The organism is Klebsiella sp. TF21-TM, assembly GCF_019753495.1.
Taxonomy (GTDB): Bacteria; Pseudomonadota; Gammaproteobacteria; order Enterobacterales; family Enterobacteriaceae; genus Klebsiella; species Klebsiella quasipneumoniae.
In genome coordinates, this window is sequence record NZ_JAIJYL010000004.1 from 18,622 (window position 1) to 35,446 (window position 16,825).

A 16,825-nucleotide genomic window follows, 5' to 3' on the forward strand; every position below is an offset into this window, starting at 1 on the left:
TGCTAATTTTCTGTTAAATCAGTTGGTTGCAAAACAATGCCGGAGCTATGGTGCTAAATAAAAAAATGAAGTCCGCCGCCAGCTTTACCCCGATTCGCTTCGGGTTACTCTGCGTGGCCATACTCGGTTGTCTGGGACTGCTATTGGCCCGCGTGGGCTGGCTGCAGATTATTTCCCCCGATAATCTGGTAAAACAAGAGGATATGCGTTCTCTGCGCGAAGAGCCCGTTGCGGTTGAGCGGGGGATGATCACCGACCGGGAAGGACGACCGCTGGCGGTGAGCGTTCCGGTCAGCGCAATCTGGATCGACCCGCAGACCACCATGGAGAAGGGCGGCGTCGGCTACGGACCCCGCTGGCAGGCGATGGCCGAAGCGCTGCATCTCAACCTTGGGGAACTGGCCCAGCGGGTACAGAGCCATCCCCACGCCCGCTTTCTCTATCTGGCGCGGCAGATCAATCCCGAGCAGGCGGCGTGGATTGATAAACTGCATCTGCCAGGCGTCTACCTGCGCGATGAATCGCGGCGTTTCTATCCGGCAGGCCATGTGGCTGCCAATCTGCTGGGCTTTACCAATGTCGATAATCAGGGCATCGAAGGGGTGGAGAAAAGCTTCAACGCCCAGCTGACCGGTAAACCCGGGCGACGTCTGGTGCGGAAAGATAAACATGGCAATGTGATTGAGAACATTACCGAAGTACCGCCGGTGCCGGCGCATAATCTGCAGCTGAGTATCGATGAGCGCCTGCAGACGGTGACGGAAGATGCCCTCGACAACGCTGTTCGCTGGAATAAAGCCGAGTCCGGGGCGGCGGTGCTGATTAAAATCGATACCGGCGAGATCCTGGCGATGGCCAGCTATCCGGACTTCAATCCCAACAATCGCGATGCCGCAACGCTGGATGATTTTCGCAACCGGGCCATCAGCGATACCTTCGAGCCGGGGTCGACCGTCAAACCGCTGGTGATCATGACCGCGCTGCAGCAGGGGATTGTCCAGCCGGACAGCGTCGTGGACACTCATCCGTTTGTCCTCGACGGCCACCGTATCCGCGATGTCGGCTATTATCCGGAGCTGAGCCTGACCGGCATCCTGCAGAAGTCCAGCGATACCGGCGTATCGCATCTCTCGCTTGCCATGCCGGTGCAGCATCTGATTGACACCTATACGGCTTTCGGCTTCGGCGAGCCGACGGGGTTGGGGTTGACCGGCGAAAGCGCCGGGCTGATGCCGCATCGTCGTTACTGGGGGCAATTGGATCGTGCCACCTTCGCTTTCGGCTATGGTTTGATGGTTACCCCGCTCCAGCTGGCGCACGTTTACGCCACCATCGGCGGCTTCGGCATACAACGACCGTTGTCGATCACCCGCATTGATCCGCCGGTGATTGGCACGCGCGTAATGCCGGAGAATATTGTTCACAGCGTGGAGCATATGATGGAGAGCGTGGCGCTCCCGGGCGGGGGCGGTACCAAAGCGGCGGTGCGCGACTACCGGGTGGCGGTAAAAACGGGGACGGCGAAGAAAATCGGTCCGGACGGCAAATATATCGACAAATATGTCGCCTATACCGCCGGCGTGGCGCCCGCCAGCCGTCCGCAGTTCGCGCTGGTTGTAGTGATGAACGACCCGAGCAATGGCTCCTATTACGGCGGGGCCGTTTCCGCCCCGGTATTCAGCCAGATTATGGGCGATGTCCTGCGGCTGGAGAACGTCATGCCGGACGGCATGCCACAAGGGGCGGAGAATCTGATCGTTATGCACGACAGCCACCCGTTGGCGCCGGCGCTGTAACAGTGGTCTGCAGGGGCGAATAGCGCTACACTTTCGCCCTTTCAGCGACACCGGAGCCGTCATGTCATACAGTTGCCCCCTTTGCCACGCGCCGCTCAGCCGTAGCGACAATCACTATTCCTGCCCGCAGCGGCACCAGTTCGATCTGGCGAAAGAGGGGTACGTCAATCTGCTACCGGTGCAGTTCAAACGGTCGCGCGATCCCGGCGACAGCGCTGAGATGATGCAGGCCCGTCGGGCGTTCCTCGACGCCGGGCATTATCAGCCGCTGCGGGACGCTATCGCTGAGCGACTGCGGTACGCTGCCCCTCAGGCATTACTGGATATCGGCTGCGGCGAAGGTTATTACACCCACGCATTTGCCGCCATCGCCAGCCGCAGCTGGGGGCTGGACGTGTCGAAGCCGGCAATCCGCGCGGCGGCGAAACGCTATCCGCAGGTGAATTTTTGCGTCGCCTCCAGCCAGCGGCTGCCATTCTCCGATAACAGCTTCGATGCGGTGGTGCGCATTTACGCCCCCTGCAACGCCGGTGAGCTGGCGCGGGTGGTGCGGCCTGGCGGATGGGTGATCACTGCCACGCCGGGACCCCGCCATCTGCTGGAGCTGAAAGGGCTGATTTACGATGAGATCCGCCTGCATGAGCTGAAGACGGAAGCGATGCCGGGGTTCCGCCTGGATGCTCAGCAGCAGCTGGCTTATCCGATGACCCTGACGGGAAGTGAAGCGCAGGCCCTGCTGCAGATGACGCCGTTCGCGTGGCGGGCCAAAGCCGAAGTGCATGACGCGCTGCGTCAGCAGGCGACCTTTGGCTGCCAGACCGATTTTATGATCCATTGCTGGCAGCGTGAGGAGTAAAGCTTAACCGGCGAAATGGCTCCAGAGAATTTCGCTGCCGATGCCAATCAGTACAATACCGCCGAGAATTTCGGCCCGTTTGCCCAGCAGCGGGCCGATAAAGCGACCCACCATGATCCCCAGCGTCGACATGATAAAGGTGGCGCAGCCGATCGCCAGCGCGGTGGTCACAATGCTGACCTGCAGGAAGGCCAGACCGACGCCGACGGCCATCGCGTCAAGGCTGGTGGCGAAGGCGGTGGTGACCAGCAGCCAGAAGCCATGCCGGCGAGGCGCCTCGCACGCCTCGTCGCTATCGCCGCGAAGCCCTTCGACAATCATCCGCCCGCCGAGAAACACCAGCAGAATAAAAGCAATCCAGTGATTCCACTCGAGCACAAACTGGCTGGCCAGCATGCCCAGTCCCCAGCCGACCAGCGGCGTCAGGGTTTCAATGGCGCCAAAAATCAGCCCGGTGCGTACAGCTTCTGAGAATTTGGGTTTATGCAGGGTGGCGCCTTTGCCGATAGAGGCCGCGAAGGCGTCCATAGACATGCCGAAAGCGAGAAGAAGGGTTGCGGATAAATTCATGTGCCTGTCCTGACCGGGGATAATCCATATGACACATCGCTGCCCCCAGTAAATATACGCGGAGCCGCTCAATGGCTGAGCAATACGTACAGCAGTGATGTATCTATGGTCTCGCCTGATTGAATCACTTCAACCCGTACGTGCCACGTTTTGCAACGAGTATGTTGACACGTACATTTCCTGACGGGCAGGAAATCGGCTACTCCCCAACGACGGGCGCAACCTTAACATATTTTTAGAATATAAAACAATAACAGAAGAGGGCTATTTTAATAACCAAATGATAACGATTTTCATTTGAATTTATAAGTAAATAAATAGTTAATGAAAAACAGAAGGGCAGAGGGGAAAATATAGCCATGGCTATATAATTCCCCAGACGAAATCTGAAAAAACATAGCGTTGGCTATATTTTTAACTCATTGAGTTGAAACGAGAAGTTTGTATATTTTCTCCAGATCGTCGATATTTCGTACGCGAATCAGCAGCCGCCGTTGCTCTAATTGCATCACCAGCACGCCGTCCTCGGATAAATTCATCTCTTTAATTCGCTGATATTCTATCCACACGTTGGCGAAGAAAAAGCCGCGCGGTTTAAAAATGATTTTCGGCGTACGGATCCAGAATAAATAGAGTCCCATCAGCGCCAGCGCAGATAATAGCCAGGTGGTGATCGCGGTGCCGTGCTGGGTGATGTTGTTATAGATCAGAATGGCGATGAGGCCGACAAAGATCATGCCGTCAACGCGGCTGCGGCGAAGCAGGGGGATGGCCAGCAGCACCGGGCCGTTGCGCCTCGGCATAATAAACTGGTCATACACCGCGTAGGCCAGTAGCGCAAGGATAAACAGGATGATCACCAGGTCCGTGAATGTCATTGCTTTGCGTTCCTCCTGATAAAAAAAAGCCGGGGGCAAGCCCCCGGCGTACAACCTGGAAATTACAGACCCAGCAGACCGACAGCGTAGCCCGCGATACCGATGACAAAGAAGCCAACGATGATCCACAGCGGGTTAACTTTCTTACGCAGCAGCCACATACAGGCGAAGGTCAACAGCAGCGGTACCAGGCCCGGCATCAGCTGGTCGAGGATCGTCTGCACCGTGGTGACGTGAACCTGTCCGTCAGAGCCGGTGATTTTTGACACCACCATCGGAATGTTCACGTGCGTCCACTTGTTAACCAGCGCCCCCATGACAAACAGGCCGAGGATTGACGCCCCCTCAGTCAGTTTCTGCAGGAAGCCGCCGCCCATATCTTTCACGATGTCCACGCCTTTGCGGTAACCGTAGGCGACGCCATAGTAGCGGGTCAGTAGTCGCACCGCGTTGAACAGGATAAAGAACAGCAGAGGTCCGAGCAGGCTTCCGCTCATCGCGATCCCGGCGCCTAAGGCCGCGAACACCGGACGCACCGTACCCCAGAAGATCGGGTCGCCGACGCCGGCCAGCGGCCCCATCAGACCGACTTTGATGCCGTTGATGGCGCCATCGTCAATCTCTGCGCCATTGGCGCGCTGCTCTTCCATCGCCAGCGTTACGCCCAGTACCGGCGCGGCAACGTAAGGATGGGTATTGAAGAACTCAAGGTGACGCTTAATCGCCTGCTTACGCGCATCGTTGTTCTCCGGGTAGAGACGACGAATCGCCGGAACCATAGAGAAGCAGAAGCCCAGCGCCTGCATACGTTCGAAGTTCCATGAACCCTGAAACAGGTTAGAACGAATGAACACGCCACGAATATCACTCTGAGTGAGTTTTTTCTCGGTGGTATTTTTAGTCATATCAACCATTTCGCTCACCTGTTAGTCCAGTTCGTTATCGAGATCGTTGTTACCAGCCGCCTGAGCCGGGGCACCGGCGACGCGGTTATATTTCGGGCTCAGCTGGATGTAGAGGATTGCCATGACCGCGCCAATCACGCCCAGGGCCACCAGGTTGAAGTTGGTGAAGGCGGCGGTGACGAAGCCGAGGTAGAAGAACGGCATCAGGTAGCCCGCGCGCATCATATTGATGACCATCGCGTAACCTACAACCACGATCATGCCGCCGGCGATGTTCAGGCCGCTGGTAACCACTTCAGGGATCGCATTCAGCAGGCCCTGGACTTCGCTGGTACCGACGGAAATGGCCACGATGACGGCCGGGATAGCGATACGCATCGCCTGCAGGAACAGGGATGAGACGTGCAGCCACGACAGGGCGGTCAGGTTGCCATTCTCCGCCGCTTTATCCGCTGCGTGCTGGAAGGCTACGGTGATGGTACGCACGATGATGGTCAGCACCTGGCCTGCAGCCGCCAGCGGGATAGCCAGCGCGATGCCGGCGCCGATGCTCTGATGGCCGGCAATAACCAGAACGGTGGAAATAATGGACGCCAGCGCGGCATCAGGGGCAACCGCCGCACCGATGTTCATCCAGCCCAGGGCGATCATTTCCAGCGTACCGCCGATGATAATACCGGTTTTCATATCGCCGAGAACGGCGCCGATCAGCGTACAGGCGACCAGTGGACGGTGGAACTGAAATTCATCAAGCACCGACTCCATACCCGCAATACACGCGACGATGAACACCAGCACAATCTGAAGAAGGGTAATCTCCATTGTACTTCTCCTGTTGATTAAGTCTTAAAGTGAAAACTGGGGCGCGATCGTCCGGGTTATTTATCAACCTTGGCGATCAGATCCATCATTTTCAGTTTCGGGTCGGTGGACACTTTACGTGCCTCCAGCTCGATACCGCGTGCGTTCAGCTTGTTAAACGCCTCAATATCTTTGGCATCGACCGAAATCGCGTTGTTAACCTGAGTTTTGCCCTGGCGGAACGCCATACCGCCGATGTTGACGCTGGTGATTTTCACGCCGCCCTCGACGACGCGCTCAACGTCGGTCGGGTTAGTAAACAGCAGCATCACGCGCTGTCCGGCGTACATCGGGTTGTTGTAGACGCGGATCATTTTGGCGACGTCCACCACGTGGGCGGTGACGCCCGGCGGCGCAACCTGGGTCAACAGGGTTTTGCGCACGGTATCCGCGGCGACTTCGTCGCTGACGACGATGATGCGGGTGACGTTGGTCTCTTTGGTCCAGCGGGTGGCGACCTGACCATGGATCAGGCGGTCGTCGATACGCGCAAGGCCAATGACCATGTAGTCATTCGGGCCCATCGGTTTGGCCGGGGCGGCGGCTTTTGGCGCCGCGGCAGGAGCGGGCGCAGGGGCCGCTTTTTCCACCGGTTTGGCCTTCAGCGCTTTCACGCCTTCGCTGCCGGTCTCTACCGCTAAGGCGACCAGCTCATCAAAGGAAGGATCGTCATCGCGGGCCATGAAGGTTTCCACCAGCATCGGGATGTTGACGCCGGCGATGACTTCGTAATGCTCTTTATCGACGACAATGCGGCTCGCAGCGTTGAACGGGCTGCCTCCCCATGTATCGACGAGAAACAGCACGCCTTTACTGGTATCCAGTTTTGCCAACTGGGCATTGTATTTCTCGATCAGCGTTTCGGCGTTTTCACCCGGAACGAAATCGATCCAGCCAACGTTTTCCTGCTCGCCCAACAGCATCTCTGCTGTTTTCAGCAGCTGTTCTGCAGCCCAACCATGTGTGCCTATTACAATAGCAATCGTCACTTGCTACCTCCTTTATTATCGTGAATGCATCATCTGCTTTGATACATCCTGAATCACTCTTGAGGACAAAATCGATTCAGTTAGGGTGTAAGATAGAAAATAGTTACTACCGCGAATTATTTTAGACAGTGAAAAAATAATTAATGTGATGAAGATCCGTTAATCAGGCATCGCCTGGTAATAATTTTGCAGCGCAAAAAATAGCCTTAGTTATTGCAAATTCAGGTAAATCTTTTCCAATTTCGATCTATATTTTGCTATGTTTAACTTCCGTTTAATTACTCAGGAGTATAGGGCATAGCCCGCAGTATGGACCGTCATCGACGTCTTTTCACTTTCTGGCACCTGGTTGCCACCTCCACGCATCACGCTTATCTCTCAGCATCTATTGTCGCGTCCGCGCATGACATGGCGATGACTGACGTTGCCGCTAACCGGAGTCGCACATGGAATTGTTAATGGATCCCTCAATCTGGGCCGGCCTGTTGACGCTTATCGTTCTGGAAATTGTGCTCGGTATCGATAACCTGGTGTTTATTGCCATCCTGGCGGACAAGCTGCCGCCGAAGCAGCGTGATAAAGCGCGACTGATCGGCCTGTCGCTGGCGCTGGTGATGCGCCTGGGGCTGTTGTCGGTGATCTCCTGGATGGTGACGCTGACTAAGCCGCTGATTACTATCGCCGATTTCTCCTTTTCCGGGCGTGACCTCATCATGCTGCTCGGCGGGATCTTCTTGCTGTTCAAGGCGACAACCGAGCTGCATGAACGGCTGGAAAACCGCCAGCATGACGCCGGTCACGGGAAAGGCTATGCCAGTTTCTGGGTGGTGGTACTGCAGATCGTGGTGCTGGATGCTGTCTTCTCTCTGGATGCGGTGATCACCGCGGTCGGGATGGTGAACCATCTGCCGGTGATGATGGCGGCGGTCGTGATCGCGATGATTATGATGCTGCTGGCGTCCAAGCCGTTGACGCGCTTTGTCAACCAGCACCCGACGGTGGTGGTGCTCTGTCTGAGCTTCCTGTTGATGATCGGCCTGAGCCTGGTGGCGGAAGGGTTTGGCTTCCATATTCCGAAAGGGTACCTGTACGCGGCGATCGGTTTCTCGATCATCATTGAGTTCTTTAACCAGGTGGCGCGCCGCAACTTTGTTCGTCACCAGTCGACGCTGCCGCTGCGCGCCCGTACCGCGGATGCGATCCTGCGCCTGATGGGCGGCCGTAAACAGGCCTCCGTCAACCATGACGCCGACAGCCCGGCGTCGGTGCCGGTACCGGAGGGCGCCTTTGCGGAAGAAGAGCGCTACATGATTAACGGCGTGCTGACGCTGGCTCAGCGCTCTCTGCGCAGCATCATGACCCCGCGCGGGGAAATCAGCTGGGTGGACGCTGAGCAGAGTGAAGATGAAATTCGCCGTCAGCTGCTTTCGTCGCCGCACAGCCTGTTCCCGGTCTGCCGCGGAGAACTGGACGAAATCATTGGCATCGTGCGGGCGAAAGAGATGCTGGTGGCCCTGGAGTCGGGCGAAAACGTCGCGGCGCTGGCCTCCGCCTCTCCGGCGATTGTGGTGCCTGAAACGCTGGACCCGATCAATCTGCTCGGCGTCCTGCGTCGCGCGCGCGGCAGTTTCGTCATCGTGACCAATGAATTTGGCGTGGTGCAGGGGCTGGTGACGCCGCTGGACGTCCTGGAAGCGATCGCCGGTGAATTCCCGGACGCCGATGAGACGCCGGAGATCGTTATCGATGGCGACGGCTGGCTTATTAAGGGGTCGACCGACCTGCATGCGCTGCAGCAGGCGCTGGGGCTGGATCCGCTGATCAATGACGATGAGGATATTGCCACCGTTGCCGGTATGGTGATCTCCGCCAATGGCCATATCCCGCGCATTGGCGACGTGGTGTCGCTGCCGCCGCTGCATTTCACCGTGGTGGAAGCGAATGACTACCGGGTCGATCTGGTACGCGCGGTGGTCACCCGTCCGCCGAGCGACGAAGAAGAATAATCGTCCTGCGCGCCGGTTCCCGTGGGGGCCGGCGAGTTATTCTGTTGCCTCTTGACTGGCCAGCCACGCCGGGAACGCCTCCACCGGCATCGGCCGCGCATAATAAAACCCCTGCAGCACATCGACGCCGTGGTTTCTGAGGTAGCTTTCCTGCTCCAGCGTCTCCACCCCTTCGGCAACGGTAATAATATTCAGCCGGTTGGCGAGGGAGATAATGATATCGGTCACCGTGGCATTGACGCTGTCTATCCCCACCGAGCTGGTAAACGAGCGGTCAATCTTCAGCACGTCCGGGCGCAGTTTTTCCAGCCATGAGAGCGAACTGTTGCCGGTGCCAAAGTCATCGATCGCCAGCTGTACGCCTTTCAGGTGCAGATCTTCGGCCATATGCTGGTCGCCATCCTGCAGGACATCGCGTTCGGTCAGCTCGACCACCAGCTGTTGTACCGGGTTCATGCTGAACCAGTAATTATGCAGGTCATGCAGCAGTAAGCCGTTGGCGAAGTGGCGGGCAGCGACGTTAATGGCGATATGAAATTGGCGGTCGCTGGGAAAAACATCCAGACGGCGGGCGGTTTCGGCAATGACGTAGCGGGTGAGGGGGATGATCAGATTGTCCCCTTCGGCGATGGGAATAAACACCTCCGGCGAAATCGCTCCGCGGCGAGGGTTGTTCCAGCGCAGCAGGATCTCCACCCCGCAGCAGCGGCCGCTGCGCGCATCCTGCAGCGGCTGGCACCAGAGGGCAAACTCCCGGGCGGAAATACCGAGGCTTATCTCCCGCGAGAAGCTCATTCTTCCGGCGGTGGCCAGCCAGGCGATGCCGGTCATTAGCAGGCTGAAGATCAGCGCCAGCGGCAGCTCGCCGGGCAGTTCTTCGAGGGCGATTGTCGAGGCGCCAGGGCCGTTGATGTTGATGGTAAACGGAAACTCGCTAGAGCGTTGGCGATAAATCACCGTTCCCTGCGGGCTATGCGTTTTATCGAGAAGCCCATCGCGGCTGCTAAAATAACGATCGCCAACCTGCAGGCTGACGTCGCTTATCAGGGATGATTTTTCGTTGAGAATTAAGGTCCCCAGCAGCTCGATATTGACAATCAACATCACGCCGTCCTGGCCGCTTTCCGGGGTGGGGTACCACTGGATCAATACCGGCGTCCCTTTAAGCAGCGATTTCTCGGTTGAAAAGAGCAATAAGGGATGGGGGGCTGGCAGCGAGGGCTGCAGCTGGTGTAAATCCGCCTGCCGTAGCCCGAAAATACTCGAACAGTAAACGATACCGTCCGTCACGAGGACGACGGAACGAACGGTCTGCAACGAGGCTGCCATTTTGCGCAGGGTCAGATGGATATCCGGGCAGCGTTTGCCCACCAGAGGAAGCAGGGTGGTGCGCTCCGCGCTCAGCGGGCGCAGGATATTATTCAGCGCCGCCACCCGCTGGCTGGCGGCCGTGCGGATATAGTCTTCATTTTCGCTACGCTGCGAAATAAATCGAATGGCTAAGGTGGTGCCCAGGGTCACCAGGGCGACCAGCAGGCAGACTATAATGCGTTTGCGGCGATAGGCCGTAATGACTTTTTGTGCAGTCTGCATGTGCGACACCCTGTCGACAGGACGAGTGGTTAAGCGTGGCTTATTTAATAGAGCAATTGTAGTGGCAGAATATCGCCAGGTATAGAAAAAAGAAAATGCGCCACGGAGGGCGCATCAGGAAGGCAGGGGCTTTTAGTTACCCTCGCTCCGCGCCTGCGCCCCGGGAGGCGGCAGGCGAAAGCCAACATGTTAGTCACACTGAACTTTAATCGCCAGGCCGCCTCGCGAGGTTTCGCGGTACTTGGCGTTCATGTCTTTGCCGGTTTCGTACATGGTCTCGATCACTTTATCGAGCGAGACGCGCGGTTCGCTGGTGCGGCGCATCGCCATCCGCGCGGCGTTGATCGCTTTCACGGAGGCGATGGCGTTACGTTCTATGCACGGCACCTGTACCTGGCCGGCGACCGGGTCGCAGGTCAGGCCGAGGTTGTGTTCCATACCGATCTCCGCCGCCACGCAGACTTGCTCCGGGCTGGCGCCGAGCAGTTCAGCCAGACCCGCCGCCGCCATCGAGCAGGCGACGCCCACTTCGCCCTGACAGCCGACTTCGGCGCCGGAAATGGAGGCATTCATCTTGTACAGCGCGCCGATCGCACCGCAGGCCATAAAGTAGCGGATATAGATCTCCGGGCTGACGGATTCGATAAAGTGATCGTAATAGGCGAGTACCGCCGGAACGATGCCGCAGGCGCCGTTGGTCGGCGCGGTCACCACGCGACCGCCGGCGGCGTTCTCTTCATTGACCGCCAGCGCGAACATGTTGACCCAGTCAACCACGTTCATCGGATCGCTGGAGAGCTTATCGCTGGCCACCAGCAGACGACGCAGCGCCGAGGCGCGACGCGGCACGCGCAGCGGGCCAGGCAGCACGCCTTCGGTGTTCATGCCGCGGTCGATACAGGCGCGCATGGTCTGCCAGACATTAGCGAAATAGTCCTCGATCTCTTTTTTGCTGTGCAGCGCCAGCTCGTTCTGCATCACCATCCCGGAGAGCGACAGGCCGGTCTCTTTGCAGTAGGCCAGCATTTCCTGCGCCGATTTAAACGGGTAGGGCACCTGCAGTTCGTTGGCGTTTTCTTTGCCGAAGTGCTCTTCGTCGACGATAAAGCCGCCGCCAATCGAGTAATAGGTCTTGCAGTAGATCTCTTTCTCGCCGGCCCAGGCATGAATGGTCATGCCGTTTTCGTGCAGCGGCAGATTGTCGCTGCGAAAACGCATGCCGTCATCCGCCGGGAAGTCGACTTCGTGCTGACCGTTGGCCAGCAGCAGACGGCCGCGTGTCTCGACGTCACGGATAAATGCCGGTATCGCGTCTATATCGACCGTATCGGGCTGATTGCCCGCCAGTCCCATGATAATGGCGATGTCCGTATGGTGGCCTTTGCCGGTTAATGACAGCGAACCGTAGACGTCAACCGCCACGCGGGTCACTGCATTAAGCAATCCTTTTTCGACCAGGTCATCGACGAACTGTTTACCGGCCTTCATCGGGCCAACAGTGTGGGAAGATGAGGGACCAATCCCCACCTTGAACATGTCGAATAGACTAATCACGATAATACTCCTGACAGGGTTACCGCGGGTGCGGTAACGATGTAATAACTGCGCATAGTGTAAGAGGGAAGCGCCCTGTCAGTTCAACTATTCACATGAATTAAACTAATGGATAACCGCGATTTTACTAATAGTGAGAGCGCTCTCTCATAATCAGTATAGCTAAGGGCGCGCGCCTATCTGCAGCGCCAGCTCGCGAATGATCCCGGCGGTCATCCCCCAGACAAAATAATGCTGGTACCAGGAGAGCCAGACGCGGTGGTCGTTGCCCCGGCGGTGGATATCGAGCGGATGATAGCGCCCGAGGCGCAGGGCCTCGGCGAGCGGCATTTCAAATACCGCGGAGACTTCGTCCTGGCTGGCGTGATAGTGCAGATCCGGCGGAATAATACCCACCACCGGCGTCACCTGGAAGCCGGTGACGCTGTCCACCGGCGGCAGAACGCCAATCACCTCAACCGTCTCCGGCGGGATCGCCACCTCTTCCTGGGCTTCGCGCAGAGCGGCGGCGATAAGGGTCGCATCGGTATTATCTACCGCCCCGCCGGGAAAGGCGACCTGGCCGGCGTGCTTGCGCAGCAGCGGCGAGCGCTGGGTCAGCAGCAGGCCAGGCTGCGGCCGGCGCACGATCGGCACCAGTACCGCCGCCTGCCGCTGATTGAGCGCATGGCGCGAAGGCTGAGGGCGCAGCAGCTGGAAGCGGGACAGAAAATCATCCAGATTGAGGGCGTGGTCCGCCATGGTCTAGTTCTCCAGTTGGTGCAGGATACGATTAACTTTATCAAAAGTTTCCTGATATTCCGCATCTTCCTCGCTGTCCGCGACGATACCGCCTCCGGCGGAGCAATACAGTTGCCCCTGCCAGGCCGTCAGGGTGCGAATGGTGATGCTGGTATCCATATTGCCGCAATAGCTCAGATAGCCGACGCTCCCGCACCAGGCGTTGCGTCGCTGGGGTTCCAGTTCATCAATAATCTCCATCGCCCGTACCTTCGGCGCGCCGGTGATCGACCCTCCGGGGAAGGCGGCGCGCAGCAGATCGCTGGCATGAAGCGTCGCCGGCAGGCGGGCGGTGATGGTGCTGACCAGATGATGGACCGCCGGGAACGGCTCCACCACGAACAGCTCGGGGACCCGCACGCTGCCCGGGACGGCGACGCGGCCGATGTCGTTGCGCATCAGGTCGACAATCATTAAATTCTCAGCGCGGTCTTTCGGCGAGTTAGCCAGCTTCTCCGCCTGCTGCGCATCCGCCAGCGGCGAATCGAGCCGCGGCAGGGTGCCCTTAATCGGGCGCGTCTGGATCTCACCCTGGCGGAGCTGAATAAATCGCTCCGGCGACAGGCTTAAAATCGCCCCTTCCGCAAGGCGGATGAAGGCGCTAAAGGGGGCGCGGTTGGCGGCGTTCAGCCGGCGGAAGGCCTGCCATTCATCCCCGACGTAGCGGGCCTGAAAACGCTGAGCGAGGTTGACCTGATAGCAGTCACCGCTGCGCAGATAGGCCTGCACCTGACGAAATTTCTCGCCATACTGCTGGCGGCTCATATTTGACTGCCAGGCCGAGGTCAGGGCGAAGGTTTCACCCGGCGCCGGCGTTTGCGCCTCCAGCCACTGCAGACGCTGCTGCGGGTCGTCATAGCTGAGCAGCGACACCTGCTGGCGCTGATGGTCGACGATCAGCGCCCAGTCATAAATCCCCACCGCCATATCCGGCAGCGCGATATCGGCCTGCGCGGCAGCGGGAAGTCGCTCAAAACGGCGGCCCAGATCGTAACCGAAGAGCCCCAGCGCGCCGCCAAGAAACGGCAGATCCTCATGGGGCTGCGGCGTGAACGGCTGACGATCCAGCTGCTGCTGAAGCAGTTGTAGCGGATCGTCAGCCGAGACACAAACGGTCTCGCCGTCATCGATCCAGGTCTGTTCACCGCGCGTCAGCAACGTGGCGCGCGGGGCCGCCACCAGGATATCAAAACGGTTATGCGGATGGTCGGCAAAGCCGGAATGCAGCAGCATCGCCCAGGGCGTGGCGCTTAACGGCGTAAAATAGTATTCGGCGGCATCCGGGCGCCAGGGCAGGGTAATAATCGCGGGGGACAACATCTTTCTCGATCCTGAACGTTACCGTCCCTCTGGCGTAGGCGGGGACGGCGTGAAATAATTACGCCCCACAATGTAGCAGGAGTACAAGATGTTTGCAGGTTTACCTTCGCTGAGCCACGAGCAACAGCAAAAAGCGGTCGAACGTATCCAGGAACTGATGGCCCAGGGGATGAGCAGCGGCCAGGCGATTGCCCTGGTGGCGGAAGAGCTACGCGCGACGCATACCGGCGAACGGATCGTCGCGCGCTTTGAAGATGAAGACGAAGACGAGTAATTACACCGCGGCGATGATTTTGATCTCAACTTTATACTGCGGGTTCATCAGCGTCGCTTCCACCGTGCAGCGCACCGGGGCGTGACCGGCTACCACCCAGGCGTCCCAGGCTTTATTCATCGCCGCAAAGTCGCTTTTGTCGGCAAGGAAAATAGTGGCGTCAAGAATACGCGACTTGTCGCTGCCCTGTTTTTCCAGCACCGCGTCAATCTGCGCCAGGGTGTTGGCGGTCTGCTCGAAGGCATCGGCATCAAGATTCGCCGGTACGCCGGTGTAGTAAAGGGTCTGATTGTGGATCACCACATCTGACCAGCGGGCTTCGGCATCAATACGCGTAATTGTCATTTCTCATTCCTCTTTGAGCATTCCATTCGGCAGCGGCAAGACTGCCATAATGTTCCGCTCGCGTCACTACCCGGACTGGCGAAACGCCGTCCTCCCTGACATAATCACTGTCCAAATAACCAGGGGGCAATGTGATCGACGATTTTGCAGCAGACGGCCAGCTAGCCAAAGCCATACCGGGATTTAAACCGCGCGAGCCGCAGCGCCAGATGGCGGTGGCGGTCAGCGAAGCGATTGAGGCCTCCCGGCCGCTGGTGGTGGAAGCGGGGACCGGAACCGGTAAAACCTACGCTTACCTGGCGCCGGCGCTGCGGGCGAAAAAAAAGGTGATTATCTCCACCGGGTCGAAAGCGCTGCAGGATCAGCTCTACAGCCGCGATCTGCCCACCGTCGCCAAAGCGCTCAAATTCACCGGCAAACTGGCGCTGCTAAAAGGGCGCTCCAACTACCTGTGCCTCGAACGCCTGGAACAGCAGGCGCTGGCTGGCGGCGATCTGCCGGTGCAAACCCTCAGCGACGTGATCCTCCTGCGCTCCTGGTCGAACCAAACCCAGGATGGCGATATCAGCACCTGCGCCAGCGTGGCGGAAGATTCCCAGGCCTGGCCGCTGGTCACCAGCACCAACGATAACTGCCTTGGCAGCGACTGTCCGCTGTATAAAGATTGCTTCGTGGTGAAGGCGCGTAAAAAAGCGATGGACGCCGACGTGGTGGTGGTCAACCATCATCTGTTTCTTGCCGATATGGTGGTCAAAGAGAGCGGCTTTGCCGAACTGATCCCCGAGGCGGAGGTGATGATTTTCGACGAAGCCCATCAGCTGCCGGATATCGCCAGCCAGTACTTTGGCCAGTCGCTTTCCAGCCGCCAGCTGCTGGATCTGGCGAAAGACATCACCATTGCCTACCGCACCGAACTGAAAGACACCCAGCAGCTGCAAAAATGCGCCGACCGCCTCGCGCAAAGCGCCCAGGATTTTCGCCTGCAGCTGGGGGACCCGGGCTACCGCGGCAACCTGCGCGAGCTGCTGGCGGACAGCCACATTCAGCGGGCGCTGCTGCTGCTCGATGATGCTCTTGAACTGTGTTACGACGTCGCCAAACTTTCGCTGGGGCGCTCGGCGCTGCTCGACGCCGCCTTTGAGCGCGCCACGCTTTATCGCGGGCGTCTGAAGCGGCTGAAAGAGATCAATCAGCCGGGCTACAGCTACTGGTATGAGTGCACCTCGCGCCACTTTACCCTTGCGCTGACGCCGTTGACCGTGGCCGAGAAGTTTAAAGAGGTGATGGCGCAGAAGTCGGGAAGCTGGGTCTTTACCTCGGCGACGCTGTCGGTAAATGACGATCTACACCACTTCACCGCCCGGCTGGGGATCGACGAGGCGCAGACTCTTCTGCTGCCTAGCCCCTTTGACTATCAGCATCAGGCGCTGCTCTGCGTACCGCGTAATCTACCGCTGCCGAACCAGCCCGGCGCGGCGCGCCATCTGGCGGCCATGCTTAAACCGCTGATCGAGGCTAACGACGGTCGCTGCTTTATGCTGTGTACTTCGCACGCCATGATGCGCGATCTGGCGGAGCAGTTCCGCGCCACCATGACCCTGCCGGTGCTGCTGCAGGGGGAGACCAGTAAAGGCCAGCTGCTGCAGCAGTTTGTCAGCGCCGGCAACGCCCTGCTGGTGGCCACCAGCAGCTTCTGGGAAGGGGTCGATGTGCGCGGAGACGCGCTGTCGCTGGTGATCATCGATAAGCTGCCGTTTACCTCGCCGGACGACCCGCTGCTGAAAGCGCGGATGGAAGATTGCCGGCTACGCGGCGGCGATCCGTTCGATGAAGTGCAGCTCCCGGACGCGGTGATCACCCTCAAGCAGGGGGTGGGCCGGCTGATCCGCGATATCGACGACCGTGGGGTGCTGGTTATCTGTGACAATCGGCTGGTGATGCGTCCTTACGGCGCGGTGTTCCTGGCCAGCCTGCCGCCCGCGCCGCGGACCCGCGATATCCGCCGGGCGGTGCGCTTCCTCGCCGTGCCGCCGGCAAGGTAATCCGCCCTAAAATGTGTTAAGCTGCGCGCCATTTTGTTAATTAGCGGTTCCCACTA

Annotated in this window: 15 protein-coding genes; 5 read left to right on the forward strand and 10 right to left on the reverse strand. The window is 58.7% G+C overall.

Annotated features, from left to right (window positions below; translation table 11 throughout):
• Positions 1 to 47: 47 nt before the first annotated feature.
• A complete protein-coding gene (ftsI, locus tag K5R89_RS04975) occupies positions 48 to 1,796 on the forward strand; it encodes a peptidoglycan glycosyltransferase FtsI (RefSeq protein WP_032428912.1) in 1,749 nt (582 codons plus the stop codon).
• Positions 1,797 to 1,857: 61 nt separating this feature from the next.
• Positions 1,858 to 2,652, forward strand: a complete 795-nt coding sequence (rlmA, locus tag K5R89_RS04980; protein ID WP_072413387.1) for a 23S rRNA (guanine(745)-N(1))-methyltransferase — start codon at positions 1,858 to 1,860, stop codon at positions 2,650 to 2,652.
• Between the two features lie 3 nt (positions 2,653 to 2,655).
• On the opposite strand, the gene mntP is transcribed toward rlmA, so the two are convergent.
• The 5 genes from mntP to manX form a co-directional block, all read right to left on the reverse strand.
• The gene (gene mntP / locus K5R89_RS04985; protein WP_023290219.1) at positions 2,656 to 3,222 is read right to left on the reverse strand and encodes a manganese efflux pump MntP; all 567 of its coding nucleotides are present in this window, start codon (positions 3,220 to 3,222) and stop codon (positions 2,656 to 2,658) included.
• Between the two features lie 419 nt (positions 3,223 to 3,641).
• Positions 3,642 to 4,100: a DUF986 family protein gene (locus K5R89_RS04990; RefSeq protein WP_023290218.1), complete on the reverse strand. Its 459-nt coding sequence runs from the start codon at positions 4,098 to 4,100 to the stop codon at positions 3,642 to 3,644.
• A gap of 62 nt (positions 4,101 to 4,162) precedes the next feature.
• On the reverse strand, positions 4,163 to 5,014 hold the full coding sequence (locus K5R89_RS04995) for a PTS mannose transporter subunit IID (protein WP_004145526.1): 852 nt from the start codon (positions 5,012 to 5,014) through the stop codon (positions 4,163 to 4,165).
• A gap of 12 nt (positions 5,015 to 5,026) precedes the next feature.
• Positions 5,027 to 5,827 (reverse strand): PTS mannose/fructose/sorbose transporter subunit IIC, encoded by an 801-nt coding sequence (locus K5R89_RS05000; protein ID WP_004203359.1) that lies wholly within the window; start codon positions 5,825 to 5,827, stop codon positions 5,027 to 5,029.
• Between the two features lie 56 nt (positions 5,828 to 5,883).
• Positions 5,884 to 6,855: a PTS mannose transporter subunit IIAB gene (gene manX, locus K5R89_RS05005; RefSeq protein ID WP_004203357.1), complete on the reverse strand. Its 972-nt coding sequence runs from the start codon at positions 6,853 to 6,855 to the stop codon at positions 5,884 to 5,886.
• A 446-nt stretch (positions 6,856 to 7,301) separates the two neighbouring features.
• Here manX and yoaE point away from each other — a divergent pair, with 446 nt between their 5' ends.
• Positions 7,302 to 8,861 carry a CNNM family cation transport protein YoaE gene (gene yoaE / locus K5R89_RS05010; RefSeq protein ID WP_087827138.1) on the forward strand — a complete coding sequence of 520 codons (1,560 nt, stop codon included), beginning with the start codon at positions 7,302 to 7,304 and terminating at the stop codon, positions 8,859 to 8,861.
• Between the two features lie 36 nt (positions 8,862 to 8,897).
• On the opposite strand, the gene K5R89_RS05015 is transcribed toward yoaE, so the two are convergent.
• From K5R89_RS05015 to pabB, 4 genes are all read right to left on the reverse strand, one after another.
• Positions 8,898 to 10,454 carry an EAL domain-containing protein gene (locus tag K5R89_RS05015; protein WP_087827137.1) on the reverse strand — a complete coding sequence of 519 codons (1,557 nt, stop codon included), beginning with the start codon at positions 10,452 to 10,454 and terminating at the stop codon, positions 8,898 to 8,900.
• Positions 10,455 to 10,643: 189 nt separating this feature from the next.
• Complete coding sequence (gene sdaA / locus K5R89_RS05020; protein ID WP_004203344.1) at positions 10,644 to 12,008, reverse strand: L-serine ammonia-lyase; 1,365 nt, start codon at positions 12,006 to 12,008, stop codon at positions 10,644 to 10,646.
• 162 nt (positions 12,009 to 12,170) lie between these two features.
• Complete coding sequence (locus tag K5R89_RS05025) at positions 12,171 to 12,749, reverse strand: CoA pyrophosphatase (RefSeq protein WP_023290215.1); 579 nt, start codon at positions 12,747 to 12,749, stop codon at positions 12,171 to 12,173.
• A gap of 3 nt (positions 12,750 to 12,752) precedes the next feature.
• Positions 12,753 to 14,108, reverse strand: coding sequence for an aminodeoxychorismate synthase component 1 (gene pabB / locus K5R89_RS05030; RefSeq protein WP_086075449.1), 1,356 nt, complete (start codon positions 14,106 to 14,108; stop codon positions 12,753 to 12,755).
• 88 nt (positions 14,109 to 14,196) lie between these two features.
• Between pabB and K5R89_RS05035 the strand changes: the two genes are divergently transcribed.
• On the forward strand, positions 14,197 to 14,382 hold the full coding sequence (locus K5R89_RS05035) for a YoaH family protein (RefSeq protein ID WP_004203339.1): 186 nt from the start codon (positions 14,197 to 14,199) through the stop codon (positions 14,380 to 14,382).
• Here K5R89_RS05035 and K5R89_RS05040 read toward each other — a convergent pair whose 3' ends face one another.
• Positions 14,383 to 14,727 carry a RidA family protein gene (locus tag K5R89_RS05040; RefSeq protein ID WP_002910910.1) on the reverse strand — a complete coding sequence of 115 codons (345 nt, stop codon included), beginning with the start codon at positions 14,725 to 14,727 and terminating at the stop codon, positions 14,383 to 14,385.
• A gap of 131 nt (positions 14,728 to 14,858) precedes the next feature.
• Here K5R89_RS05040 and K5R89_RS05045 point away from each other — a divergent pair, with 131 nt between their 5' ends.
• Entirely contained in the window at positions 14,859 to 16,769 is a 1,911-nt protein-coding gene (locus K5R89_RS05045; protein ID WP_087827136.1) for an ATP-dependent DNA helicase, read from the forward strand.
• Positions 16,770 to 16,825 lie beyond the last annotated feature (56 nt).